Genomic DNA, 24,312 nt, shown 5'->3' with positions numbered 1-24,312 from the left:
TGACCGGAACGGCGAGGTCCCTCCCCGTCACATTGCCGGGAAAGGGACCTCGTCAAACACCGGGCCGGTCAGGCCGTCAGGGGCGGGTCCGCCGACGAGCGCCACCGCGGCGGGAGCGGCGACGCCCCGCGCCACCGGCCTCCTCGTCGGTGTCGCCGTCGGCGAGCGCGTCCGGGTCGTCGGCCGCGGCCAGCCGGGCCGACTCGCCCTGCAGGCTGTCGGACACCGCCGGCGCCGCCTCGGTCTCCGCCTCGTAGCGGGACAGGTCGTACCCCATGGTGTCCTGGTAGTCGGCGTCCGGTTCGACGCTGGTGTCGGTGTCGACGACCTCGACCACCGCGCGCTCGGCCGGGGCGCTCTTGCGCGCCCGGCGGCGGGACGACGCGGTGCCGGCCTCGACGGCCGGAGCGGCCGGCGCCGACGAGGCGACCGCCTTGACCTTCTCCGCGGCCCCACCGGTATGCGGCTTCTCCGGCACCGGCTCGGTGTGGATGATGACGCCCCGGCCCTTGCAGCACTCGCAGGTCTCGCTGAACGCCTCCAGCAGGCCCGCGCCGATCCGCTTACGGGTCATCTGCACCAGACCGAGCGAGGTGATCTCGGTGACCTGGTGCTTGGTCCGGTCCCGGCCCAGGCACTCGGTGAGTCGGCGCAGCACCAGCTCCCGGTTCGACTCCAGCACCATGTCGATGAAGTCGATCACCACGATGCCGCCGATGTCGCGCAACCGGAGCTGGCGGACGATCTCCTCCGCCGCCTCCAGGTTGTTGCGGGTGACGGTCTCCTCCAGGTTGCCCCCGGAGCCGGTGTACTTACCGGTGTTGACGTCGACGACCGTCATGGCCTCGGTCTTGTCGATCACCAGCGAGCCGCCGGAGGGCAGGAAGACCTTGCGGTCCAGGCCCTTGATGATCTGCTCGTCGATCCGGTACTCGGCGAAGACGTCGCTCGTCCCGACGTGCCGGCGCACCCGGTCGACCAGGTCCGGAGAGACGTGCGACAGGTACGACTCGACGATGTCGTACGACTGCTCGCCCTCGATCACCAGCTCGCGGAAGTCCTCGTTGAACAGGTCCCGGACCACGCGGATGACCAGGTCCGGCTCCCCGTAGAGCAGCGCCGGGGCGCCACCCTCGGCGGCCTTGGCCTGGATGTCCTCCCACTGCGCCTGGAGCCGCTTGACGTCGCGGGCCAGCTCGTCCTCGCTGGCGCCCTCGGCGGCCGTCCGGACGATCACGCCCGCGCCGTCCGGGACCAGCTTCTTGAGCACGTCGCGCAGCCGCTTGCGCTCGGTGTCCGGCAGCTTGCGGCTGATCCCGGACGCGTTGCCGTTGGGCACGTAGACCAGGTGCCGGCCGGAGAGGGCGATGTGGCTGGTCAGCCGGGCGCCCTTGTGCCCGATCGGGTCCTTGGTGACCTGGACCAGCACCGAGTCGCCGGAGCGCAGCGCCTGCTCGATCGAGCGGGCACGCCCCTCCAGGCCGGAGGTGTCCCAGTTGACCTCGCCGGCGTACAGCACCGCGTTGCGGCCCCGGCCGACGTCGACGAACGCCGCCTCCATGCTGGGCAGCACGTTCTGCACCTTGCCCAGGTAGACGTTGCCGGCCATGGTGCCCGAGGAGTTTCGGGTGACGTAGTGCTCGACCAGCACACCGTCCTCCAGGACGGCGATCTGGGTGCGGTCACCGCGCTGCCGGACCGCCATCACCCGGTCGACCGCCTCCCGGCGGGCCAGGAACTCCGACTCGCTGAGGATCGGCGGCCGCGTACGCCGCTGCTCCCGCCCGTCCCGGCGACGCTGGCGCTTGGCCTCCAGCCGGGTCGAGCCGGACACGCCCTGGACCTCGTCGACCGTGCGCCGCGGCTCGCGGATCTTGACCACGGTGGGCACACCGTCGTCGGCGGCTCCCTCGGTGTCACCGGCGCCGCGACGGCGGCGACGACGGCGACGACGGGTCAACCCGTCCCCGCCCTCGGTCTCCTCGTCCTCGTCACCCTCGGCCTCGGCCTCGGCGGTCTCCTCCTCGTCGGCCTGTGCCGCCTCGTCGGACTCCTCGTCCTCGGCGTCGTCGGCACCGCCCTTGCCCCGGCCCCGACCCCGGCGGCCACGCCGACGGCGGCGACGCGCGGCGGCGCTGTCCTCGTCGTCCTCGTCCACCTCGGCGGCCTCGTCGGCCTCCTCGGTCGGCTCTTCCTCGGCCTCGACCGGCTCCACCGGCTCGACGTCGCGGCGACCGCGCCGCCGTCGACGGGACGGCTCGGCCTCGACGGCCGGTTCCTCGGCCACCGGAGCGGGCTCCGCCGGCCGGGTCACCGGCACGGCGTCCGGCTGGGGTGCCATGAACAGCACTGTGGGTGCGGAGAGCGCGGCCCGCCGACGGCGGGTGCGCGGCTGCTCGGCCTCGACGACCTCGGCAGGCTCGATCGGCTCATCGGCCACGTTCGCCACGGCGACACCGGGCGCCACCTCGCCGGAGCGCTCCCGCGCGTCACCGAACGCCTGCTCGGCGCCGGTTCCGTCCGGCGGGGTCTGCGCCTCGTTCAGCTCGGCTTCCGCCTGACGCAGGTCGGACTCCGCCGACGTCTCAGCGGCGTCCCCCTCGGCGGAGGGCTCCTCTGCGGCGGGCTCCTCGACGGCGGGCTCCTCGGCGGCGGCGGGCTCCACGACGGCCGGCGGCTCCTCGACGGCGGGCGTTGCCTTCTTGCGCCGGGTGCGGGTCACCTTGACCGGAGGAACGACCTCGGGGGAGGCCAGCTCCGCGCTGGCGGCGACCAGCGGCTCCTCGGCGGTCGTCTCGACGGGGGCCGCCTTGCGCCGGCGTCGGGGGGTCTTCGGGGCGACGTCCAGGTCACCGGAGACCGGGGCGAAGACCTCCGCCTGCGGCGACTCGACGGCGCCGGACCCGCCGGCGGACGCCTCGACGGGCGCCTCGGCCTGCTCCGGCTGGTTGAGCGGGGCGGCCCGACGCCGGGTGGCCCGCGCCCGCCGTGGCGGTGCGGCAGCCTCGGCGCTCTCCGCGCCCGCCTGCTGCGCGCCGGCGGCGCCGTCGGTGGTGGTGCTCTGGTCAGCGGTGTCGCCGGCCGGCTGTGAACCGGTCCGTTCGCCGCCCTCGGGCTCGTTCTCGAGCATGGACGTTCTCCAGTTCTGGCTGCCCCGGGCGCGGGTGAGCGCTGCCACGCAGGGTCGCCGCAAAAGTGTTTCCGCCGGGCGCGCGTGGTGCGCGACCGCCGAAGTCTGCCTGCAAGAGCGCTGACCGTCGGTCAGTGCCCAACGATGGCTGCCCCGCCGCGATCCGCATCCAACGGATCCACGATCGCACCCTGCGCGGTCAGCGTGCCCTGAGCCAGCCGGGTCACCCTCGGCGAGACCGGCGGCTCCAGGTCGGCCACCACGCGGAGGCCGGAAAGGACGTCATCGGGCCGTACGGACGGGGTGACCTGCCGCACGACCAGTTCGAGTATCGCACACGGTACGGCCGGCGCCCCGGAAGGCGTCTGCGTCGGGGAGGGGACATCGATCGACATAACCGCCGCACGGGCATCGAAGGTGCGTCGCCCCTGCTTGGTCATCCGCTCGACCAGCACCTCGTCGGCAGCGGTGAAGGCGTCCACGGCGGCGCGCAGCGTCTCCGTGTCGACCTCGGGCAGCTCGATGTGCCAGTGCGACGCCTCGATGCGGTCCGCCAGGCTGCCGCCCTCGGCGATCACCACCTCCAGCACGTCCAGCCCGGGTGAGAGCGCGGCGTCGAGCGCGGCGCGCAGCGCCTCCGGCTCGACCGGCGCCTGAAGGCCGATCTCCAGGTACTCCGCCTCGCTCGCCACCCCGGTGGGCGCGGCGCTGGCGTAGGAGATCTTCGGGTGCGGGGTGAAGCCCTGGGAAAACGCGATCGGTACGGCGGCACGGCGCAGCGCACGCTCGAACGCCCGGGCGAAGTCCCGGTGCGAGGTGAACCGCAGCGGCCCGCGCTTGGCGTACCGGATGCGGGCGCGCTGAACGACCGGCGCCTGCCCACCCTCCGGCTGGTTTTTCTTACTGATCGTCTCGCTCCTCGGAACTCAGCACCGGTTGATCATGAAGTTATTGTCGGCGACACGCGGTGCTCCGGGCAACAACTTCATGATCGACGCGGGCGACGGGCGGGGCCGGGAGGGCCGGGGGTCAGGGCGTGGGGGTTTTCAGGCCCTTGATCGGCGTCAGGGGCAGGAGCTTCTTGCCGGTGGGGCCGATCTGGATCTCGGTGTCCATCGAGGGACAGACACCGCAGTCGAAGCACGGGGTCCACCGGCAGTCGTCCTGCTCGAACTCGCTCAGCGAATCCTGCCAGTCCTGCCAGAGCCAGTCCTTGTCCAGGCCCGAGTCCAGGTGGTCCCAGGGAAGGACCTCCAGCTCGTCGCGCTGGCGGGTGGTGTACCAGTCGAGATCCACCCCGAACGCCGGCAGCGTCTCGGCCGCCGCGTCCACCCAGCGCTGGTAGGAGAAGTGCTCGCTCCACCCGTCGAACCGGCCGCCGTCCTCCCACACCTTGCGGATCACCGAGCCGACCCGGCGGTCACCCCGGGAGAGCAGGCCCTCGATCAGCGACGGCTCGCCGTCGTGGTAGCGGTAGCCGATGGCCCGGCCCAGCGAGCGGTCCGAGTTGATGGCCTGCTTGAGGATCTTGAGCCGGTGGTCGATGACCTCCGGGCGCTCCATGGCGGCCCACTGGAACGGGGTGTGCGGCTTGGGCACGAACCCGCCGATGGAGACCGTGCAGCGGATGTCCTTCGAGCCGGTCGCGGCCCGACCGGCCTTGATCACCTCGTGGGCCATGTCGGCGATCTCGAGGACGTCCTCGTCGGTCTCGGTGGGCAGGCCGCACATGAAGTAGAGCTTCACCTGCCGCCAACCGTTGCTGTACGCGGTGACGACCGTCCGGATCAGGTCTTCCTTCGACACCATCTTGTTGATGACCTTGCGGATCCGCTCCGACCCGCCCTCCGGGGCGAAGGTCAGGCCGGTACGCCGCCCGTTGCGGGACAACTCCTGCGCGAGGTCGATGTTGAACGCGTCGACCCGGGTCGACGGCAGCGACAGCGACACGTTGGTGCCCGCGTACTGCTCGGCCAGGCCGGAGCACATGTCGCCGATCTCGGAGTGGTCGGCCGAGGAGAGCGACAGCAGGCCCACCTCGGAGAAGCCGGAGAACTCCAGGCCCTCGCGCACCATCTGCCCGACGGTGGTGATCGACCGCTCCCGCACCGGACGGGTGATCATGCCCGCCTGGCAGAACCGGCAGCCCCGGGTGCAGCCCCGGAAGATCTCCACCGCGTACCGCTCGTGCACCGTCTCGGCGAGCGGGACGAGGGGCTTCTTCGGGTACGGCCACGCGTCCAGGTCCATCGTTGTGCGCTTGTGCACCCGGAACGGCACGTCTGCCCGGTTCGGCACGACCCGCTGGATCCGCCCGTCCGGGAGGTAGTCCACGTCGTAGAAACGCGGGACGTACACGCTCTCGGTGCGGGCCAGCCGCAGCAGCAGCTCGTCGCGGCCACCCGGGGAGCCCTCGGCCTTCCACTCCCGGACGATCGCGGTGATCTCCAGGACCGCCTCCTCGCCGTCGCCGAGAACGGCGGCGTCGATGAAGTCGGCGATCGGCTCCGGGTTGAAGGCGGCATGCCCACCGGCCACGATCACCGGGTCGGCGTCGGTGCGGTCGGCGGCCAGCATCGGGATGCCGGCCAGGTCGATCGCGGTGAGCATGTTGGTGTAGCCCAGCTCGGTGGAGAAGGAGATGCCGAAGACGTCGAAATCGCGCACCGGCCGGTGCGCGTCGACGGTGAACTGCGGCACGCCGTGCGTGCGCATCAGGTTCTCCAGGTCGGGCCAGACCGCGTACGTCCGCTCGGCGAGGGTGTCGGGCAGCTCGTTGAGCACCTCGTAGAGGATCTGCACACCCTGGTTGGGCAGGCCCACCTCGTACGCGTCGGGATACATGAGCGCCCAGCGCACCGTCGCGGCATCCCAGTCCTTGACCACCGCGCCCAGCTCACCGCCGACGTACTGGATGGGCTTGGAGACCTGAGGGAGCAGCGGCTCGAGCCGGGGCCAGACGGAATTGGTCGCGGCCGCGCGCGGCGTCGTGGACGGGGCACTCATGATGCCCAAGGGTACGCGCCCGCCCGCCGGTGACCGCGCGCACGCCACGATGCCGCCCGACCAACCACCTGTGCACGCACTCCGCCCCGATGCCCGGGCGGCGGCGGTGGCGACGCGGTACTAACCTCGGACCGGCGCGAGAGGAGATTGCCGCGATGCCGGAGCCCCAGCCGGGAGCACGGCCGGCCGACGGGCGCACCCCGGGCCCGGAGCCGGACGACGCTCCGGCGGTCGCCGACGAGTCGACCTCCCCACCCGTACCGCCGGACCACCCCGCCGCCCCCGACCAGCCGGAACCCACGGCCCAGGAGCCGACGGCCCAGGAGCCCGCGGCCCAGGAAGCCGCGGCCCAGCCGGAACCGACGGCCCAGGAGCCCGCGGCCCAGCCGGAGCCAACGGCCCAGGAGCCCGCGGCCCAGCCGGAGCCAACGGCCCAGGAAGCCGCGGCCCAGCCGGCCGCGTCCGCGGACTCCCCCGCGCCGCGGTGGAGTGGGTCCGCGCCGGTCCCTCCCCCGCTGCCGCGCAGGCGTGCCTGGGGTGAGTCAGCCGAGCCGACCCCGCCGCCGCCCCTGCCCGAGCAGCCACCCGAGCACCGCACCCCGGTCGACCCGTGGGCCGGGGTGGACACCGGCGGCTGGGACCTGCCCTCCGCCGAACTGCCCCCGCTGCCCCCGACGTTGGACTACCCGGCGCCCCCGTCGACCCGGCAGTGGTCCGGGCCGCCCGCACCGCCGGTGGGGATGCACCCGGTGTCGCCGTCACCCGCCCACCCGACGTCGCCCGCCTACCCGGCGCGACCCACCTACCCGGCGCCGCCAGCCCACCCGGCGCCGCCAGCCCGGCCCGCCCTGCCGGCGCAGCCCGGCACGGGCCGACCCACCGCGCCGGTGCGGCCGGCGCCGCCCGCCCGGGTGCCGAAGCAGCGGCGGGGTCGGCGGTCGGCCACGCCACCGCCTGTGACGCCACCACCGGGCTGGGAGGCCCCGAAGGGGTACGTGCCGGTTCCGGTCCGTCGTCGACGTCGCTGGCCGTGGCTGCTGCTGCTCACCCTGGCCTGCTGCTGCGGATGTCCCGCCTACTACGGCCTGCCGATCTCGTCCCAGTACCCGGCCCGGGCCGCGCTGCCCGGGCAGGTCGCCGATCTGAGCCTGCGTGAGGACGACGTCAGCGCCGCGACGGCCCGCCAGCTGGAGAACGAGGTACGCCAGGAGAACTGGCTGGCCGAGGACACCTTCGCCGGCGTATACGCCACGGCGGACGGCAAGCGGGTGACGGTCTTCGGCGGGACCGGCTTCCGGCTTAACCCGGAGGCGGACGCGAACGCGGAAATCACGCGGCTCAAGGAGCGCTACGCGCTGGAGTCGCCCGAGACGGTGCAGACCGGCGTACGGGGTCGGCACGAGCGTTGCGCGATCGGCCGGCCGGCCGACGGCGACGTGGTGGTGTGCACCTCGGTCGACCACGGCAGCATCGCCACCGGGGTGTTCACCCGACTCTCCGTCGTCGACAGCGCCGACCTGCTGAAAACCTTGCGCGGCCAGATCGTTCAGCCCGAGCGGGGCTGAGCCGCGCCCCGGCCACAGGAGCGACGCCGCACCGTCGACGGCGGGGCGGGCCGGGCCGCCGGCGGATCGCGGGGCCGGGCCGGGCGGCGGATCGCGGACCCGAGTGGGTCAGCGGGACCGCGACCACCGGCGGCCCCGTTACGCCCCGTGACGTCACGCGGACGAAGCGGGCCGGAGACCGGCATTCCTGTGAGTCATCTTTATGACTCGCAGGAATGCCGCTTCGAGGAGCGAGTGCCCCGGACGAAGGGTCCGCCGTGGGCGGCCAGACGCGCGGGAAGGAACCGAGGCCCCGGCCCGGCGCGGTTCAGACGCCGCAGTCCCGGCGCCGCGCCACACATCGCGTGGTCAGCGCGGGCCAAGCGCCGCAGATCCCGGGGCAACACGACCCCGGCCCGCGGATCAGGCGTCGCCGGTCAGACGTCGCCGGTCGGGTCCGGGTGGGCGCGCGGCGGGGCGTAGCGCGGGACGTACTCCTGGCCGGTGAGCTTCTGGATCTCGCTCATCAGCTCGTCGGTCATCTGGCGCAGCGAGGCGCGGTCGTCCGGGCGACCGGTGAAGTCCAGCGGCTTGCCGAACCGGACGGTGATCTTGGCGCTGCCGGGGCGGGGCACCCGGGCGCCGATCGGCTGAGCCTTGTCCGTGCCGATCGTGCCGACCGGGATGATCGGCACACCGGCGGAGATGGCCAGCCGGGCCGCCCCGGTCCGCCCCCGGTAGAGCTTGCCGTCCGGGGAGCGGGTGCCCTCCGGGTAGACCACCACCAGGTCACCACCCTGCAACGCCGGGATGGCGGCGTCGAACGCGGACAACGCGGCCCGCCCACCGGCCCGCTCGACCGGGATCGCGCCCAGACCCGTGAGGACGAACTTCGAGAACGCGCCCTTCACGCCGGTGCCCTTGAAGTACTCCGACTTGGCCCAGAACGCCAGGTGCCGGGGCACCACCGTGCCGAGGAACAGCTCGTCGGCCACCGAGAGATGGTTGCCGGCGAAGATCGCGCCGCCGGTCTCCGGCACGTGTTCCAGACCCTCCACGGTCGGGCGGAACGCCAACCGCAGCGTGGGCGCCACGGTGAGCTTGCCGATGGTGTAGAGCAGGGGCACTGGTCCTCCGGCAGATGAGGTGCGAGCAGGCGGTGTCACGGTAGCGGACGCCTCCACACCTCCCGGACGGAGGTGGGGAGGCGTCCGCTACCCGCGCGTTACACCCGGCGGACGACGACCGTAACCCGCTCGCCCTCGCCCACCTCGCCGGCGAAACCGTCGAGGCCCTCGGCGAAGTCGATCGAGTCGGCCAGCACCTCACCGGCGACGAAATCGACGTACGCGCTCACCGCCGCGCGCACCTCCTCGGACGCCGACACCGACACCACGATCCGGTCGGAGACGTCCAGGTCGGCGTCGCGGCGGGCCTGCTGCACCACCCGCACCACGTCGCGGGCCAGGCCCTCGGCGGCCAACTCCGGGGTGACTTCGGTGTCCAGCACGACCACGCCCTCGCCGCCGGGCAGCGGCGCGGAGTGCTCGGCGTCGGCGGCGACCAGGCGCAGCTCGTACTCGCCCTCGGCCAGGGTGATGCCGGCGGCCACCGGGGCGCCGTCGACCAGCTCCCACTCGCCCGCCTTGACCGCCTTGATCACCTGCTGGACCTGCTTGCCGACGCGCGGGCCGAGCGCCCGGGGCACCACGGTCAACACCTGCTCGCAGTACGCGGCCAGCTCGGCGCTGAACTCCACCGCCTTCACGTTGACCTCGTCGGCGATCAGATCGGCGAACGGTCGCAGCTGCTCCGCCGCCGGCGAGGCCACGGTCAGCTTCGACAGCGGCAGCCGTACCCGCAGACCCTTGGCCTTGCGCAGGGACAGCGCCGCCGAGGCCACGGCCCGCACGTTGTCCATGGCGGCGACCAGGTCGTGGTCGGCCGGGAACTCGCTCGCCTCCGGCCAGTCGGTCAGGTGCACCGAGCGCTCCCCGGTCAGCCCGCGCCAGATCTCCTCCGCGGTCAGCGGCGCCAGCGGCGCCACCACCCGGCAGAGCGTCTCCAGCACGGTCGACAGGGTGTCGAACGCGTTGGCGTCGCCGGACCAGAACCGGTCCCGCGAGCGGCGCACGTACCAGTTGGTCAGCGCGTCCAGGTAGGACCGCACGGTGGCGCAGGCGCCGGAGATGTCGTACGCGTCCATCTGCGCGCTGACCGTCGACACCAGCTCGTTGGTCTTCGCCAGCACGTACCTGTCGAGCAGGTGCGTCGAGTCGGTGCGCCGCCGCGCCTGGTACCCGTCCGCGTTGGCGTAGAGCGTGAAGAAGTACCAGACGTTCCACAGCGGCAGCAGCACCTGCCGGACGGCGTCACGGATGCCCGCCTCGGTGACCGCCATGTCACCGCCGCGCAGCACCGGCGAGGACATCAGCATCCACCGCATCGCGTCCGAGCCGTACGCGTCGAAGACGTGGTAGACGTCCGGGTAGTTGCGCAGGCTCTTGGACATCTTGCGCCCGTCCGAGCCCAGCAGGATGCCGTGGCTCAGGCAGTTGCGGAACGCCGGCCGGTCGAACAGCGCGGTGGCCAGCACGTGCATGGTGTAGAACCAGCCGCGGGTCTGCCCGATGTACTCGACGATGAAGTCACCCGGGTAGTGGTGCTCGAACCAGTCCGCGTTCTCGAACGGGTAGTGCACCTGGGCGAACGGCATCGACCCGGACTCGAACCAGCAGTCCAGCACCTCCGGCACCCGACGCATCATCGACTGACCGGTCGGGTCGTCCGGGTTGGGGCGGACCAGGTCGTCCACCGCCGGCCGGTGCAGGTCGGTGAGGCGTACGCCGAAGTCCCGCTCGATGTCCGCGAGGGAGCCGTAGACGTCCAGGCGCGGGTAGTTCGGGTCGTCGGACTTCCACACCGGGATCGGGGAGCCCCAGAACCGGTTCCGGCTGATCGACCAGTCCCGTGCGTTGGCCAGCCACTTGCCGAACGAGCCGTCCTTGATGTGGCCGGGCGTCCAGTTGATCTCCTGGTTCAGCTCGACCATCCGGTCCCGGAACTGCGTCACCGCGACGAACCACGACGACACCGCCTTGTAGACCAGCGGGGTGTCGCAGCGCCAGCAGTGCGGGTACGAGTGGGTGTAGGTGTCCTGCTTGAGCACCACCCCCCGGTCCTTCAGCTCGCGGATCACCGGCTTGTTGACGTCGAAGACCTGCTCACCCTGGTACGGCGGGACCAGCGCGGTGAACCGGGTGTGGTCGTCCACCGTGACGATGGTGGGGATGCCGGCGGCGTTGCAGACGTTCTGGTCGTCCTCGCCGAACGCCGGGGCGAGGTGCACGATCCCGGTGCCGTCCTCGGTGGTGACGAACTCCGCGCCGAGCACCTGGTAGGCGTTCTCGCCCGCCTGCTCGACGAGGAAGTCGAACAGCGGTGTGTAGCGGCGCCCGACCAGGTCCCGGCCGTACACCGTGCCGACCTGCTCGTACCCCTCCAGCTCCTTGGCGTACGCCCCGAGCCGCGCGGCACCCACCACGAACCGCTCGCCGTCGCGTTCCAGCACCGCGTACTCGATGTCGGGGCCGACGGCGAGCGCAAGGTTCGACGGCAGGGTCCACGGCGTGGTGGTCCAGACGCCCAGCTTGACGGGCCCGCGCACCAGTTCCGGCGCGGACTCGTCGGCGGTCAGCCCGAACCACACCGACAGGGTGGGGTCGTGCCGGTCCCGGTAGACGTCGTCCATCCGGGTCTCGGTGTTCGACAGCGGCGTCTCGCAGCGCCAGCAGTACGCCAGCACCCGGAAACCCTCGTAGATCAGACCCTTGTCGTGCAGGGTCTTGAAGGCCCACATGACGCTTTCCATGTAGTCCAGGTCGAGGGTCTTGTAGTCGTTGGCGAAGTCGACCCAGCGGGCCTGCCGGTTGATGTACCGCTCCCAGTCCTGGGTGAACTCCAGCACCGAGGTGCGGCAGGCCTCGTTGAACCGGGCCACGCCCAGGTCGATGATCTCCGCCTTGCTGGTGATGCCGAGCTGCTTCTCGGCCACCACCTCGGCGGGCAGGCCGTGGCAGTCCCAGCCGAAGCGCCGCTCGACGTGCCGACCGCGCATGGTCTGGTAGCGCGGCACCACGTCCTTGACGTAGCCGGTGAAGAGGTGGCCGTAGTGCGGCAGGCCGTTGGCGAACGGCGGGCCGTCGTAGAAGACGTACTCGTTCTTGCCGTCGGTGCCGGCGGGGCGGGCCTCGACGGACGCCTCGAAGGTCTTGTCGGCCGTCCAGTGCTCCAGCACCCGGCGCTCGACCGCGGGCAGGTCCGGGCTCGCCGGCACACCGGCGGCGGTCGGGTCGTGCAACGGATAGGCCATCGCCTGTCGCTCTCCTCGCAGCTCACTCAACGTGGGTCTGCGAGGACGAACCGTCCGGGTACGCCGACGACGGCGCTCCCGGGTGGCCCGCGGTACCACCCCGCTTGGCGGTCAGGATCGACCGCCCGCTCATTTGCCGGCTGTGACGGGCCGCACCCGTCCGGTTCTACTGGGCCGGTTGCCCGGCTGTTCTTCCGGAGGCTCACCGGTGATGGCCGGGTCATCGCCTTACGGTGCTCAACGATACAAGACCCACCCATCACTCCGCCGCCGAGTAATCCCGCGTGCACCCCACCCCGGCGGATGCTTCCGTTGATCAAGAGATTTGCGTCAACGTCGCGCCAAATCCTGACGCAAACCTCTTGATCAACAGGGGACGGTGGGAGGGTGGGTTAGGGGGCGGGGAGGGTGGTGTTCCAGAGGGAGGCGCCGTCGCGGTCGCGCAGGTGAACTGTCAGGGCCGCGGACTCGCCGTCGATCGATACCTCGCCGAAGTGCTGGAAGCCCTCGGCCGGCGAGGTGTTGGCGCGCGGCGGGGCGTGCACGAAGACCGCCTGCGGGCCGAACGTGCCGTCCAGGGCGTTCGGGCCGAACGCGCCGGCGTGCGCCGGACCGGAGACGAACTCCCAGAACGGCGTGAAGTCACCGACCGCCGCCCGGGACGGGTCGTAGTGGTGCGCGGCGGAGTAGTGCACGTCGGCGGTGAGGAAGACCATGCCGGTCACCTGAGCCCGGTGGGTGGCCCGCAGCACCTCGGCGAACTCCAGCTCACGACCGAGCGGCGCACCGGGGTCGCCCTGCGCGACGCCCTCCTGCGCGCCCGGACCGTCCGGCACCACGACCCCGATCGGCAGGTCGTTGGCAATCACCTTCCAGGTCGCCGTGGAGCGCTTCAGCTCCCGGATCAGCCACTCCCGCTGCTCGCGGCCGAGCAGACCGCGCTTCGGGTCGGCGTACGTGTTGCCGTCGTTGGGGTCCTTGTGGGTACGCATGTCGAGCACGAACACGTCCAGCAGCGGCCCGTACGAGATCCGCCGGTACAGCGGCCCGTCGTCCGGCACGGGCAGCCACTCGTGGAACGCCTGACTGGCCCGCGCGGCGAGCACGTCGACCCGCTGCTCGGTGTAGCGCGGGTCGTCCAGGATCTCCCCCGGGTACCAGTTGTTGAGGACCTCGTGGTCGTCCCACTGGTTGATCTGCGGCACCGCCGCGGCGAACTCCCGCAGGTGCGCGTCGAGCAGGTTGTAGGCGAACTGTCCCCGGTACTCGGTAAGCGTCTCGGCGACCTTGCTCTTCTCGGGGGTCACCAGGTTGCGCCAGATCCGCCCGTCGGGCAGCGTCACCGACTCGACCAGCGGGCCGTCGGCGTACACGGTGTCGCCGCTGCACAGGTAGAAGTCCGGACGGGCCTCCCGCATCGCGCGGAAGATCGACAGTCCGCCGTAGTTGGGGTCGATCCCCCAGCCCTGCCCGACGATGTCCCCGGTCCAGACGAACCTCACGTCGCGCCGCCGGTGCCGGCCCGGCGCGGTCGTCAGCGACCCGGTCAGCGGCTCGCTGACCACCCCGTGCCGCTCCAGACTCTCCACCCGGACCCGGTAGTGCAGCCGCTCGGCGTCCGGCAGGCCCCGCAGCCGCACCTTGCCGGTGAAGTCTCCGCTCGGGCCGAGCACCGGGCCACGCAACTGCCGCGCGCCCCGGAAGTCGGGCCGCCGGCTCACCTCGACCAGCATCCGGCCCGCACGGTCGGCCCGCGCCCAGACCAGCGCCGAGTCGGCGGTCACGTCGCCGCTCTGCACGCCGTGGGTGAGCACGGGGCGTCCCGCCGGGCGCCAGGCCGGGGCGGCGTTCGCGCCGGCGCCGCCCAGGAGCGCGCCGCCGGCGACTCCGGCCCCGGCCACCAAGCCGGCCCGCAGCAGGGTACGTCGATCAAGCTCGGTCATGCTTCCTCCCGGTCATGGGTTGACCCCGTCGGTCTACCGGGCGGAGATGACCGCGATCGGCGGCCCGGATGACCGGGGCCCGAACGCCGGTTGTCCGGCCGGAACGGCCGCACGCTCCGCTCTGGACGACGGTCGCCGCTTGACCCCGTTGACGGGCTCGCGCAAACTTCGCCGGTGCGTCCGCTCGATTACGACGAGTTCCAGGCCATGCGACGCTTTCCCGCCCTGGACGGCCTGCGGGCCGTGGCGGCCGTCATGGTCTTCGCCTTCCACTTCGGTGGCCCGTCCTGGGCCTGGCTGACGGGCTGGATCGGCGTCCACCTGTTCTTCGTGCTCTCCGGTTTCCTGATCACCACGCTGCTGCTGCGGGAGGAGCACCGGTACGGGCGGGTCTCACTGCGCGCGTTCTACCTGCGGCGGTTCTTCCGGATCATGCCGGTGTACCTGCTGGTGCTCTTCCTGACCTGGGCACTGGCCCGGCTCAGCGGCACGGCCGACGCGCTGGAACGCTCGCTGGCGTACTACCTGCTCCTGCTCAACGACTTCCTGCCGGCCGGCGCCCCGTACCTGCACTCCTGGACGATCGGGATCGAGCAGAAGTTCTACCTGTTCTGGCCGGCCATCGCGTTCGTGCTGGTGACCACCGTCTTCCGCCGCCGACTGGCCGTCACTCTCGGCCTGCTCGTGCTCCTCGTCGCGTTGATCCCGCCGGAGATCGCGTGGCTGAGCTGGCCGATCCACTACGTGGCGATCCTGCTCGGCTGCCTCATCGCCGTGATCATGCAGCACCCCCGGGGCTTCGCCCTGCTCCGGCCGCTGACCCACCCGATCACGGCCAGCGCGGTGATCATGGCCTTCGTCGCGGTCCAGGTGGCCGTGCGGTACTGGCCGGCCCGGCTCGGCCCGGAGGCGCTGATCGGCAGCTACGCCGCGGCGGCCGCCCTGCTGCTGCCGGCCCTGCTGTCGCGCAGCCTCCTCGCGCGCGTACTGGCGCTCCGTCCACTGGTCTTCGTCGGCGAACGGTCGTACTCGATGTACCTGGTCCAGTCCATCGCGGCAGGGGTGGCGATCGGGTTGCTGCCCACGAGGGGGCGCCACGGCACCGTCATCTTCGTGGGCGCCGTGGTGGTGGGGCTGATCCTCGCGGACGTGCTCTACCGGTGGGTCGAGCTACCCGCGATCGGGGTGGGGCGGCGGCTCGCCGCCCGCGTCGCGCGGCCCGCGTCGCGCGACGACGACCGACCGGTGGACACCGTCGATGACAGCCCCCGGATCCCCCGCCCGCGCGAGGTGCTGGCCGACACCGTTCCGACGGCCTCCGGCCGGGCCCACCGCCACGCGTGACCGGGGTCACCACCGCGGTTGTCACGGCACGCCCCGGTCGAACCGTCGTTGCGGTGTCGGATCGAACAGGGAGTTGGTCATGCAACGAATGAGGCTCTTCGAGGTCGCGCCGCAGGGATACCAGGCCGTGTCGGGCCTGGAGAAGTACGTCCAGGCGAACGTCGACCACACCGTGCTGGAGCTGGTCAAGCTGCGGGCGTCGATGCTGAACGGCTGCGCGTTCTGCGTGGACATGCACAGCCGCGACGCCCTCGCCGCCGGCGAGTCGAGCCGGCGGCTGTTCGCGGTGGCCGCCTGGCGGGAGGCGCTGTCGTTCTTCGACGAGCGGGAGCAGACCGCGCTGGCGCTCACCGACGCGGTGACCCGGCTCGGCGAGCACGGGGTGTCGGACGAGGTGTGGGACGCCGCCGCGAAGGTCTGGCCGGAGAAGGAACTGGCCGATCTGGTCCTCGCGATCGCCACAATCAACGTGTGGAATCGTATCGCCGTGACCACGCACACGGAGCCCCCGGCGCAGGTGTGACGACCGAGGCGGCAGAGGCGGCCGGTGCGCTCCAGGCGCACCGGCCGATGCTGCTCGGGCTCGCCTACCGCCTGCTCGGCAGCCGGCACGACGCGGAGGACGTGCTCCAGGAGGCGTACCTGCGGTGGCTGGGCGTGGACCGCGCCACCGTGGCCGAGCCGCGCCGCTACCTGTCCCGGGTGGTCACCCGGCTGGCGATGGACCGGCTCCGGGCCCGGCAGGCGGCCCGCGAGACCTACGTCGGGCCGTGGCTGCCCGAGCCGGTGCCGACCGAGCCCTCGCCGTTCGGCCCGCTGGACCGCGCGGAGCTGCGCGACTCGCTGTCCACCGCCCTGCTGCACGTGCTGGAGCGGCTCACCCCGCCGGAGCGCGCGGTGTACGTCCTGCACACCGCGTTCGACCTGCCGTACGCCGAGATCGCGGAGATCCTGGACCGGACCCCCGAGGACTGTCGACAGCTGCACCACCGGGCGGCCACGCGGGTACGCCAGGAGCGCCGCCGCTTCACCGCCAGCCGCTCGGAGCGTGAGCGGCTGCTGGAGGCGTTCCTCGCCGCCGCCCGGAACGGGGACCTGGCGACGCTCACCAGTCTGGTGGCCGCGGACGTCACGGCGTGGAACGACGGCGGCGGCCGGGTGCGTTCCGCCCGCAACCCGCTGCGGGGCGCGGACCGGGTCGCCCGGTTCTACGCCGGGATCTACGGCCCACGCCGCGAGTGGGCGGCGCGTCGGCTGGAGTTGAACGGCGAACCCGCCATCCTGCTCACCCGCTCCGACGGCGGCCGGTACACGCTGACCGTCACCGCCGCAGCCGGCCGGATCACCGGGATCTACGTCGTGGGCAACCCGGAGAAGCTGCCGCCGGTCGGCTGAACCCCCGGCGCCGTCAGCTCAGCTCGGGGAACCAGAGCCCGATCTCGCGCTTGGCGCTGTCCGTCGAGTCGGAGGCGTGTACCAGGTTCTCCCGGTTGGACAGCGACAGGTCGCCCCGGATCGTGCCGGCGGCGGCCCTGCGGCCGTCGGTCGCGCCGACCAGCCCACGGACCACGTCGATGACCTGGTCGCCGGAGAGCACCAGGGCGACCAGCGGGCCACCGGTCATGAAGTCCTTCAGCGGCGGGTAGAACGCCTTGTCGACGTGCTCGGCGTAGTGCGCGTCGGCCAGCGCGGCGTCCATCGTCCGGTGCACCATCGCGTCGATCCGCAGCCCCTTGCGCTCGAAGCGGGAGAGGACCTCGCCGACCAGGCCGCGGCGGACCGCGTCCGGCTTGATCAGCACGAGGCTGCGCTCATCCGGGCTGTTGCTGGACACGCTGGGTTCCTCCTGTACGCGCGGAACGCTTGGGATCGGTACGGTCAGCCTAGCGACCCGGTCCCGGCGCCGGCGCGGCGGCCGGTCTTTCCCCCGGTGGCCGATCCGGCCTAGCCTGGCCCTGACCCCCGGGAGGTCCACTGTGGCGAATGGCGGGAACCGGCCCATCGCGCCGGTACGCAAGCTCATCGGCACGGTGCTCGGCACCGTGGCCACCTTCGTCGTCCTCTTCGGGCTGGGCATGACCAGCTGGGCCATCGTGGCCCTCGGGGTCGCCCTGCTGGTGCTGGCGATCGCGCTGGCTACCGTACGCGGCGGCGGGCGCACCTGGGTGGTCGGCGTGGCGCACGTGCACAGCGCCTCCGAACCACCCACCCAGTACGCGTTCGGCCGGTGCGAGCTGCAACTGGTCATCGACGCGCCCGGTCTGCCGCCCCGATCCAAGAAGATCATCGAGCCGCGGGTGCCGGTCTCGAAGTGGCCGTCGCTGGGTCAGACCCTGCCGATCCGGGTCGCGTTGGACGACCAGCGGCACGTCAAGGTTCTCTGGGACGAGGTGCCCACCCACGCCGAGACCGCGGCGGCCGTCGCCGACCTCCCACCGGAGTTCGGCGACATCGACGCCGTGGACGACGTGCTCATCCAGCAGGACGCTCCGCCGTGGGCCGACCGCGCGACGGACGACGACTTCCGGGACGCGCGCGACAGCGAGGGGTTCCTCGACCCGCGTGGCCGCGACGGCGACCCCTTCCGCGACGCCCGCGACGGTGACCCGTTCCGTGACCCACGCGGCCCCGAGGTGTTCCGTGACCCGCGCGGCCCCGACCCGCTGCGCGACGACCCGGCGGTCGCGCCCGACGAGCGCGAGCCGGTGGTGATGAGCCAGAGCCCGGGCGGCCCGGTGGTGCTCGAAGGCGTCGTCGTCGAGCCGCAGCCCGGTGCGGGGCTGCCCCGACGGGCCACCCCCGCACCGCGCCCACCGGCGGAGGAGCACTTCGACCAGCCCAGCGCGGACCCGCTCGCCCCGATCGACGACCGCGTCGACCAACCCGACGACCGCGTCGACCCGGCGCCCGACGACCGGCGCGCGACCGCCGAGGCCCGCCTCGACCCACCCGCCGCGCCGCGCTTCGATCCACCTCCGGCGCAGCGCACCGGCCCGGTCGCCATGGATCCGCTGGACCCGCTGGACCTGCCGCTGGACGATCCGACCCCGACCGGGAAGGCCCGCGAGACCGTCACCGCCGAGGACCTGGACGAGGCGATCTTCGGGTACGACGGCGCGTCCGCGACTGATCCGGCCGGCCCGATCAGCGGTGTCGGCCTGACCCTGCTGGTCACCGACCTGTCCCGGTCGCTCGGCTTCTACCGCGACATGCTCGGCTTCAGCGAGGTCGACCAGGGCGCCGGCAACGCCGTGCTCGCCTTCGGCACGACCCGGCTGGTGCTGCGCGAGGTGACCGGGGCGGCGCCGATCAGCCGCCGACTGGTGCACGTCAACCTCGAGGTGGACGACATTGAGGCGGCGTACGGCCGGCTGCGCGACTCCGGGGTCCGCTTCACGTACGCGCCCCGGGTGGTCAACCGGGGCAGCAGGCTGGAGGTGTGGGCGGCTGCCTTCCGGGACCCGGACGGCCACGGCATCGCCCTCACCCAGTGGCGCGAACGCGCCGACGCCTGACCCGGCCGGTCCTCCCGGAGCATCGCCGGACGAGTCGGCGTGTCAGCCGAGGATGACCCGGCGGACGTGCAGCGCGTACGCCCAGACCAGGGCGAAGATGATGCCCAGCACGAGCAGCGACCAGTGCAGCAGACCGGCCAGCATCAGCAGGCCCTGCAGCACGGTGCCGGCGTGCCAGGCCCAGGGGCGGCGCATCATGCCGGCAAGCAGGACGGCGGCAACCGCCAGGGCCACCACCGCCGCGATCGCGGCCCCGCCGAGGTCGCCACCGACCACCCGGATCGGCTGGATGGCCAGCAGCAGCACCAGCGCCTCCAGGCTGAGCGTCCCAGCGCCCAGGCCGCGTACCGCCCGCTCCGGGTTGCGCAGCCCGGACCGCCGCGGCTGCCCGGCCTCCGGCTCCCCCACTGACGATCCGGCCGCGCCCTGCTCGGTAACCGAGCCCGCCTCGCCGCGCGACGAGCCCGCCTCGCCGACCGACGGGCCGGCGGGGCCCTCGGTGGCGCGCGGGTCCTGTTCCGGGCCGGTCATCGCTTCAACAGCCGGCGGGCGTCGGCCACCGTGACCACCGAACCGGTCACCAGGACCCCGACGCCGCTGAGCTCTCCGGGGACGTCCTCCTCGGCCAGTGCGACCGCCAGCTCGATGGCGTCCGGCATCTCCTCGGCCGACTCCACCCGCTCCTCGCCGAAGACCTCCTCGGCCAGCGCGGCGAGCTCCGCCGTCGGCATCGCCCGCGGCGAGCTGTTACGGGTGACCACCACCTGGTCGACCACCGGCTCCAGCAACTCCAACAGGGCTTCCGCGTCCTTGTCGGCGAGTACGCCGACCACCGCCACCAGCTTGCTGAACGCGAACTCCTCCTGGAGTGCGGTCACGGTGGCGGCCATGCCGTGCGGATTGTGCGCGCCGTCCAGCAGGATGGTCGGCGCGTTGCGTACCCGCTCCAGCCGCCCGGGGGAACTGGTCGAGGCGAAGGCCTCCCGGACCGCGTCGACGTCCAACTGCCGTCGGCTCCCGGCGCCCAGGAACGCCTCCACGGCGGCGAGCGCCACCGCGGCGTTCTGCGCCTGGTGCGCGCCGTGCAGCGGAATGAAGATGTCGTCGTAGATGCCGCCCAGGCCTTGGAGGCTGAGCACCTGCCCGCCGACCGCGACAGCCCGGCCCAGCACGCCGAACTCGGCGCCCTCCCGGGCGATGGTGGCGCCCACCTCGGCACAGCGGTCGAGGAGTGGCCGCGCGGCCTCCTCCTCCTGCGCCGCCGCGATCACCGTGGCGCCCGGGTGGATGATGCCGGCCTTCGCCAGCGCGATGTCCTGGAGGGTGTCGCCGAGCCACTCGGTGTGGTCCAGGCCGATCGGGGTGATCACGCACACCCCGGCCTGGATGACGTTCGTGGCGTCCTCGGCGCCGCCGAGTCCCACCTCGACCACGGCGATGTCGACAGGCGCGTCGGCGAACGTGGCGAACGCCAGCGCGGTGGTCATGTCGAAGTACGTCAGCGGCTCGTCCGACCGGGCGTCGACCAGCTCCGCCAGCGGCTTGATCTCCCGGTACACCGCGGCGAACCGCTCCTCGCTGACCGGCTCGCCGTCCAGGCTGATCCGCTCCCGCACGGTCTCCAGGTGCGGGCTCGTGTACCGGCCGGTGTGCAGCCCGAACGCCCGCAGCAGCGAGTCGATCATCCGCGCGGTGGACGTCTTGCCGTTGGTGCCGGTCAGGTGGATCGCCGGGTACGCCCGCTGCGGGCTGCCGAGCAGGTCGAGCAGCGACTCGATGCGGTCCAGCTCGAAGACCATGCGGGTGAAGCCGCGGGCGTTCAGCTCGGCTTCGGCGGCGGCGAAATCGGTACGGTCGGTCACGAGGGCAGTGTCTCCAGAGCAGCGTCGATCCGGACCAGGTCGGCCTCGGCGGTGGCGAGCCGGTCGCGGATCTTCGCGACGACCGGCTCGGGGGCCTTGCCGATGAAGGCAGGGTTGTCGAGCTTCGCTCGGGCCTGCGCGACCTCCTTCTCGGCGGCCGCGCGGTCCTTGGTCAGCCGGGCCCGCTCGGCGGCCACGTCGATCGACCCCCGGGTGTCCAACGCGACACCGACCGCGCCGGGCATGGCCAGCGTCGCGCTGGCCTGGAAGTCGTCACCGGCCGCGTCCAGCCGGACCAGCGACCTGATCAGCGGCTCGTGGGCCGCGATGCCGGCCCCGGCCAGCCCGTCCAGGCGGGCGGCCACCCGCTGCGTCGGGCGCAGCCCCTGGTCGGAACGGAACCGGCGGATCTCGGTGACCACCCGCTGCACGGCGGCCAGCTCAGCCTCGGCGGCGTCGTCGACCAGCGACCGGTCGGCCACCGGCCAGGCGGCGGCCTGCACCGTCTCGCCGCCGGTCAGCGCGAGCCACAGCTCCTCGGTGACGAACGGGATGACCGGGTGCAGCAGCCGCAGCAGCTGGTCGAGCACGTGCCCGAGCACCCGCCGGGTGGCGTCGGCCCGCTCGCCGCCCTCGGCGAGCACCGGCTTGCTCAGCTCGACGTACCAGTCGCAGACGTCGTCCCAGGCGAAGTGGTAGAGCAGGTCGCACACCTTGGCAAACTCGTACGCCTCGAACTGCTCGTCGACCTCGGCGGTGACGTGCGCCAGCCGGGACAGGATCCACCTGTCGACGGTGGAGAGCTGCTCGACCGGCGGCAGGTCGCCCGTGGTGTGCGCGCCGTTCATCAGGGCGAACCGGGTGGCGTTCCAGAGCTTGTTACAGAAGTTGCGCGAGCCCTGGCACCACTCTTCGCTGACCGGGACGTCCTGACCGGGGTTCGCACCCCGCGCCAGGGTGAACCGGGTGGCGTCGGCACCGTACCTGTCGATCCAGTCCAGCGGGTCGACCACGTTGCCGAACGACTTCGACATCTTCTTGCCGAACTGGTCACGCACCATGCCGTGCAGCGCGACCACGTCGAAGGGCGGCCGGCCGTCCATCGCGTACAGGCCGAACATCATCATCCGGGCCACCCAGAAGAACAGGATGTCGTACCCGGTGACCAGCACGCTGGTCGGGTAGAACTTCGCCAGGTCCGGGGTCTGCTCGGGCCAGCCCAGGGTGGAGAACGGCCACAGGCCGCTGGAGAACCAGGTGTCCAGGACGTCCTCGTCCTGGTGCCAGCCCTCGCCGGTCGGGGCCTCCTCGTCGGGGCCGACGCAGACGATCTCGCCCGCCGGGCCGTACCAGACCGGGATGCGGTGCCCCCACCACAGCTGGCGGGAGATGCACCAGTCGTGCATGTTGTCGACCCAGGCGAAGTAGCGCTTGGCCAGCTCGGCCGGCTCGATGCGCACCCGGCCGCCGCGGACCGCGTCGCCGGCGGCCTGCGCGAGCGGGGCGGTGTTGACGAACCACTGCAGCGACAGCCGCGGCTCGACAGTCGTCTTGCAGCGCGAGCAGTGCCCGACCGCGTGCACGTACGGCCGCTTCTCGGCGACGATCCGGCCCTGCTCCCGCAGCGCGGCCACGATCGCCGGCCGCGCCTCGAACCGGTCCAGCCCCTCGAACGGGCCAGGCACGGTGATCACACCGCGCTCGTCCATCACGGTCAGCGCGGGCAGGTCGTGGCGCTGGCCGATCTCGAAGTCGTTCGGGTCGTGCGCGGGCGTCACCTTCACCATGCCGGTGCCGAAGCTCGGGTCGACGTGCGCGTCGGCGACGATCGGGATCCGCCGGCCGGTGAGCGGCAGCTCGACCTCGGTGCCGATCAGGTGCTGGTAGCGCTCGTCGTCGGGGTGCACCGCGACGGCGGTGTCGCCGAGCATCGTCTCGGCCCGGGTGGTGGCCACCACGACCTCGTCGCTGTAGCGGATGGAGATCAGCTCACCGTCGTCGTCGGTGTGCTCGACCTCGATGTCGGAGAGCGCGGTGAGGCAGCGCGGGCACCAGTTGATGATCCGGTTGGCTCGGTAGATGAGGCCGTCGTCGAAGAGCTTCTTGAAGATCGTCTGGACGGCGCGGCTCAGCCCCGCGTCCATGGTGAAGCGCTCACGGTCCCAGTCCACGGAGTCGCCGAGGCGGCGCATCTGGCCGAGGATGGCGCCGCCGGACTCGGCCTTCCACTGCCAGACCCGCTCGACGAACTTCTCCCGGCCGAGGTCGTGTCGGGAAAGGCCCTCGGCGGCGAGCTGACGCTCGACCAGGTTCTGGGTGGCGATGCCGGCATGGTCCATGCCGGGCAGCCACAGCGCCTCGAAGCCCTGCATCCGCTTCCGCCGGGTCAACGCGTCCATGAGCGTGTGCTCGAACGCGTGGCCCATGTGCAGCGAGCCGGTGACGTTCGGCGGCGGGATGACGATGGTGAAGGGGGGCTTGTCGCTGTCGGCGGAGGCCCGGAAGTGCCCAGCGGCTACCCACTGCTCGTACCGTCGCTGCTCTACCTCGCCGGGCTGGTACTGGCCGGCGAGGGTCGGGGCGTCGGGGCGTCGGGCATCCAGTCTCTCGGTCACCTGACAAGTCTACGGAGGGCTTCCGCGGACCTGACGTGCGCCACCTGCCGTTCGCGTACGGTGTCGGCTATGTCCGACGCACATCTCACCGAACGTTCGCTCGACGACAGTCGCGAGCCGGTCGAACTGACCGAGGAGCCCATCCAGCTGAGCACCCGGGACACCGGGGGCGACCCCGACGAGCGCTCCGGCGGCTGGTCCCGGCGCCGCAAGATCGGTTGGGCGGTAGCGCTGGTCGTGGGTCTCGCGGGTGCGGGCGTACTGGGGGTCGGCGGGTGGCGCGTGGCGCAGCAGAAGGACACCCGGCTGAATTCACCCGATCAGGTGGCGGGGTTGACCCGGGACGACAGCGAGCGGGCCAAGAGCACGGCGGACTATCTACGCAGCGGCCTGGCCGCCGACATCGAGCTGGACCGCAGTTTCGGCACCGTCTACCGCGACCCCGCCGACGACAAGCGTTCGGTGCTGATCTTCGGCGGCACCACGCTGCTCTGGCAGCCCGAACGCGACCTGGACAGCCTCTTCGGCCTGATGTCCGACGAGACCGGCGCGGTGACCGGCCTGCGCGAGGTGCCCGCGGGCGACCTGGGTGGCGTGATGAAGTGCGGCAGCACCAGTGGCGACGGCGGCGACTTCGCGGTGTGCGGCTGGGCGGACCACGGCAGCGTCGTGATGGCGATGTTCCCCGGTAGGTCGGTGACCGACGCCGGCGCCCTGTTCCGCGACCTTCGCGGGGACATGCAGACCCGCGACTGATCCGCGCCCGCCCGGCGATGTGACCTCGTTGAGCGACGCGCCTTCCCGGATATCGGGTGTCCGCAACTGCGGAAGCGCCCGATATCAGCGGCGCGGAGTCGGGGAAACGCAGAAAAGGCCACCCCTGTTGGGGGTGGCCTTTTCTGGAAGATTGTCCGGCGGTGTCCTACTCTCCCACACCCTCACGAGTGCAGTACCATCGGCGCTGGAGGGCTTAGCTTCCGG

Annotated in this window: 16 protein-coding genes; 6 read left to right on the top strand and 10 right to left on the bottom strand. The window is 72.3% G+C overall.

The window, feature by feature from the left end; translation table 11 throughout:
• Positions 1 to 76: 76 nt before the first annotated feature.
• The 3 genes from ACFYPH_RS28320 to ACFYPH_RS28310 all read right to left on the bottom strand — a co-directional run bounded on the left by ACFYPH_RS28320 (position 77) and on the right by ACFYPH_RS28310 (position 6,136).
• A complete protein-coding gene (locus tag ACFYPH_RS28320) occupies positions 77 to 3,130 on the bottom strand; it encodes an Rne/Rng family ribonuclease (protein WP_355135354.1) in 3,054 nt (1,017 codons plus the stop codon).
• A 131-nt stretch (positions 3,131 to 3,261) separates the two neighbouring features.
• The gene (locus ACFYPH_RS28315; protein ID WP_387186116.1) at positions 3,262 to 3,981 is read right to left on the bottom strand and encodes a TIGR03936 family radical SAM-associated protein; all 720 of its coding nucleotides are present in this window, start codon (positions 3,979 to 3,981) and stop codon (positions 3,262 to 3,264) included.
• Positions 3,982 to 4,159: 178 nt separating this feature from the next.
• Complete coding sequence (locus ACFYPH_RS28310; RefSeq protein ID WP_354857897.1) at positions 4,160 to 6,136, bottom strand: TIGR03960 family B12-binding radical SAM protein; 1,977 nt, start codon at positions 6,134 to 6,136, stop codon at positions 4,160 to 4,162.
• A gap of 155 nt (positions 6,137 to 6,291) precedes the next feature.
• Between ACFYPH_RS28310 and ACFYPH_RS28305 the strand changes: the two genes are divergently transcribed.
• Complete coding sequence (locus ACFYPH_RS28305; RefSeq protein WP_387186038.1) at positions 6,292 to 7,701, top strand: hypothetical protein; 1,410 nt, start codon at positions 6,292 to 6,294, stop codon at positions 7,699 to 7,701.
• A gap of 416 nt (positions 7,702 to 8,117) precedes the next feature.
• On the opposite strand, the gene ACFYPH_RS28300 is transcribed toward ACFYPH_RS28305, so the two are convergent.
• The 3 genes from ACFYPH_RS28300 to ACFYPH_RS28290 all read right to left on the bottom strand — a co-directional run bounded on the left by ACFYPH_RS28300 (position 8,118) and on the right by ACFYPH_RS28290 (position 13,995).
• Positions 8,118 to 8,807 (bottom strand): lysophospholipid acyltransferase family protein, encoded by a 690-nt coding sequence (locus ACFYPH_RS28300; RefSeq protein ID WP_354857892.1) that lies wholly within the window; start codon positions 8,805 to 8,807, stop codon positions 8,118 to 8,120.
• 98 nt (positions 8,808 to 8,905) lie between these two features.
• On the bottom strand, positions 8,906 to 12,052 hold the full coding sequence (gene ileS, locus ACFYPH_RS28295) for an isoleucine--tRNA ligase (RefSeq protein WP_387186035.1): 3,147 nt from the start codon (positions 12,050 to 12,052) through the stop codon (positions 8,906 to 8,908).
• Between the two features lie 392 nt (positions 12,053 to 12,444).
• Positions 12,445 to 13,995, bottom strand: coding sequence for an alkaline phosphatase D family protein (locus ACFYPH_RS28290; RefSeq protein WP_387186032.1), 1,551 nt, complete (start codon positions 13,993 to 13,995; stop codon positions 12,445 to 12,447).
• Between the two features lie 174 nt (positions 13,996 to 14,169).
• Between ACFYPH_RS28290 and ACFYPH_RS28285 the strand changes: the two genes are divergently transcribed.
• From ACFYPH_RS28285 to sigJ, 3 genes are all read left to right on the top strand, one after another.
• Entirely contained in the window at positions 14,170 to 15,339 is a 1,170-nt protein-coding gene (locus ACFYPH_RS28285) for an acyltransferase (RefSeq protein ID WP_354862405.1), read from the top strand.
• A gap of 79 nt (positions 15,340 to 15,418) precedes the next feature.
• Entirely contained in the window at positions 15,419 to 15,862 is a 444-nt protein-coding gene (locus ACFYPH_RS28280; protein ID WP_354862407.1) for a carboxymuconolactone decarboxylase family protein, read from the top strand.
• The gene (gene sigJ, locus ACFYPH_RS28275; RefSeq protein ID WP_355135362.1) at positions 15,859 to 16,734 is read left to right on the top strand and encodes an RNA polymerase sigma factor SigJ; all 876 of its coding nucleotides are present in this window, start codon (positions 15,859 to 15,861) and stop codon (positions 16,732 to 16,734) included. The genes ACFYPH_RS28280 and sigJ overlap by 4 nt, the downstream gene beginning before the upstream one ends.
• A 13-nt stretch (positions 16,735 to 16,747) precedes the next feature.
• On the opposite strand, the gene ndk is transcribed toward sigJ, so the two are convergent.
• The gene (gene ndk, locus ACFYPH_RS28270) at positions 16,748 to 17,173 is read right to left on the bottom strand and encodes a nucleoside-diphosphate kinase (protein ID WP_354862410.1); all 426 of its coding nucleotides are present in this window, start codon (positions 17,171 to 17,173) and stop codon (positions 16,748 to 16,750) included.
• Between the two features lie 142 nt (positions 17,174 to 17,315).
• On the opposite strand from ndk, the gene ACFYPH_RS28265 reads away from it, so the two are divergent.
• On the top strand, positions 17,316 to 18,854 hold the full coding sequence (locus tag ACFYPH_RS28265; protein WP_387186027.1) for a VOC family protein: 1,539 nt from the start codon (positions 17,316 to 17,318) through the stop codon (positions 18,852 to 18,854).
• A 42-nt stretch (positions 18,855 to 18,896) separates the two neighbouring features.
• Here the strand turns inward: ACFYPH_RS28265 and ACFYPH_RS28260 are convergent, their stop codons facing one another.
• Genes ACFYPH_RS28260 through ACFYPH_RS28250 form a run of 3 tightly spaced genes read right to left on the bottom strand, consistent with a single transcriptional unit; the run spans position 18,897 to position 23,331 of the window.
• A complete protein-coding gene (locus tag ACFYPH_RS28260) occupies positions 18,897 to 19,385 on the bottom strand; it encodes a DUF4233 domain-containing protein (RefSeq protein ID WP_387186025.1) in 489 nt (162 codons plus the stop codon).
• A complete protein-coding gene (locus ACFYPH_RS28255) occupies positions 19,382 to 20,716 on the bottom strand; it encodes a folylpolyglutamate synthase/dihydrofolate synthase family protein (RefSeq protein ID WP_355067032.1) in 1,335 nt (444 codons plus the stop codon). Before ACFYPH_RS28255 ends, ACFYPH_RS28260 begins: the two co-directional genes overlap by 4 nt.
• On the bottom strand, positions 20,713 to 23,331 hold the full coding sequence (locus ACFYPH_RS28250; RefSeq protein WP_387186020.1) for a valine--tRNA ligase: 2,619 nt from the start codon (positions 23,329 to 23,331) through the stop codon (positions 20,713 to 20,715). The genes ACFYPH_RS28255 and ACFYPH_RS28250 overlap by 4 nt, the downstream gene beginning before the upstream one ends.
• A 69-nt stretch (positions 23,332 to 23,400) precedes the next feature.
• Here ACFYPH_RS28250 and ACFYPH_RS28245 point away from each other — a divergent pair, with 69 nt between their 5' ends.
• Complete coding sequence (locus ACFYPH_RS28245) at positions 23,401 to 24,087, top strand: hypothetical protein (RefSeq protein ID WP_354862418.1); 687 nt, start codon at positions 23,401 to 23,403, stop codon at positions 24,085 to 24,087.
• Positions 24,088 to 24,312: the final 225 nt, after the last annotated feature.

Source organism: Micromonospora sp. NPDC005252 (assembly GCF_042872475.1).
Classification (GTDB): domain Bacteria; phylum Actinomycetota; class Actinomycetes; order Mycobacteriales; family Micromonosporaceae; genus Micromonospora.
This window is presented reverse-complemented; position numbering and strand designations above follow the sequence as displayed.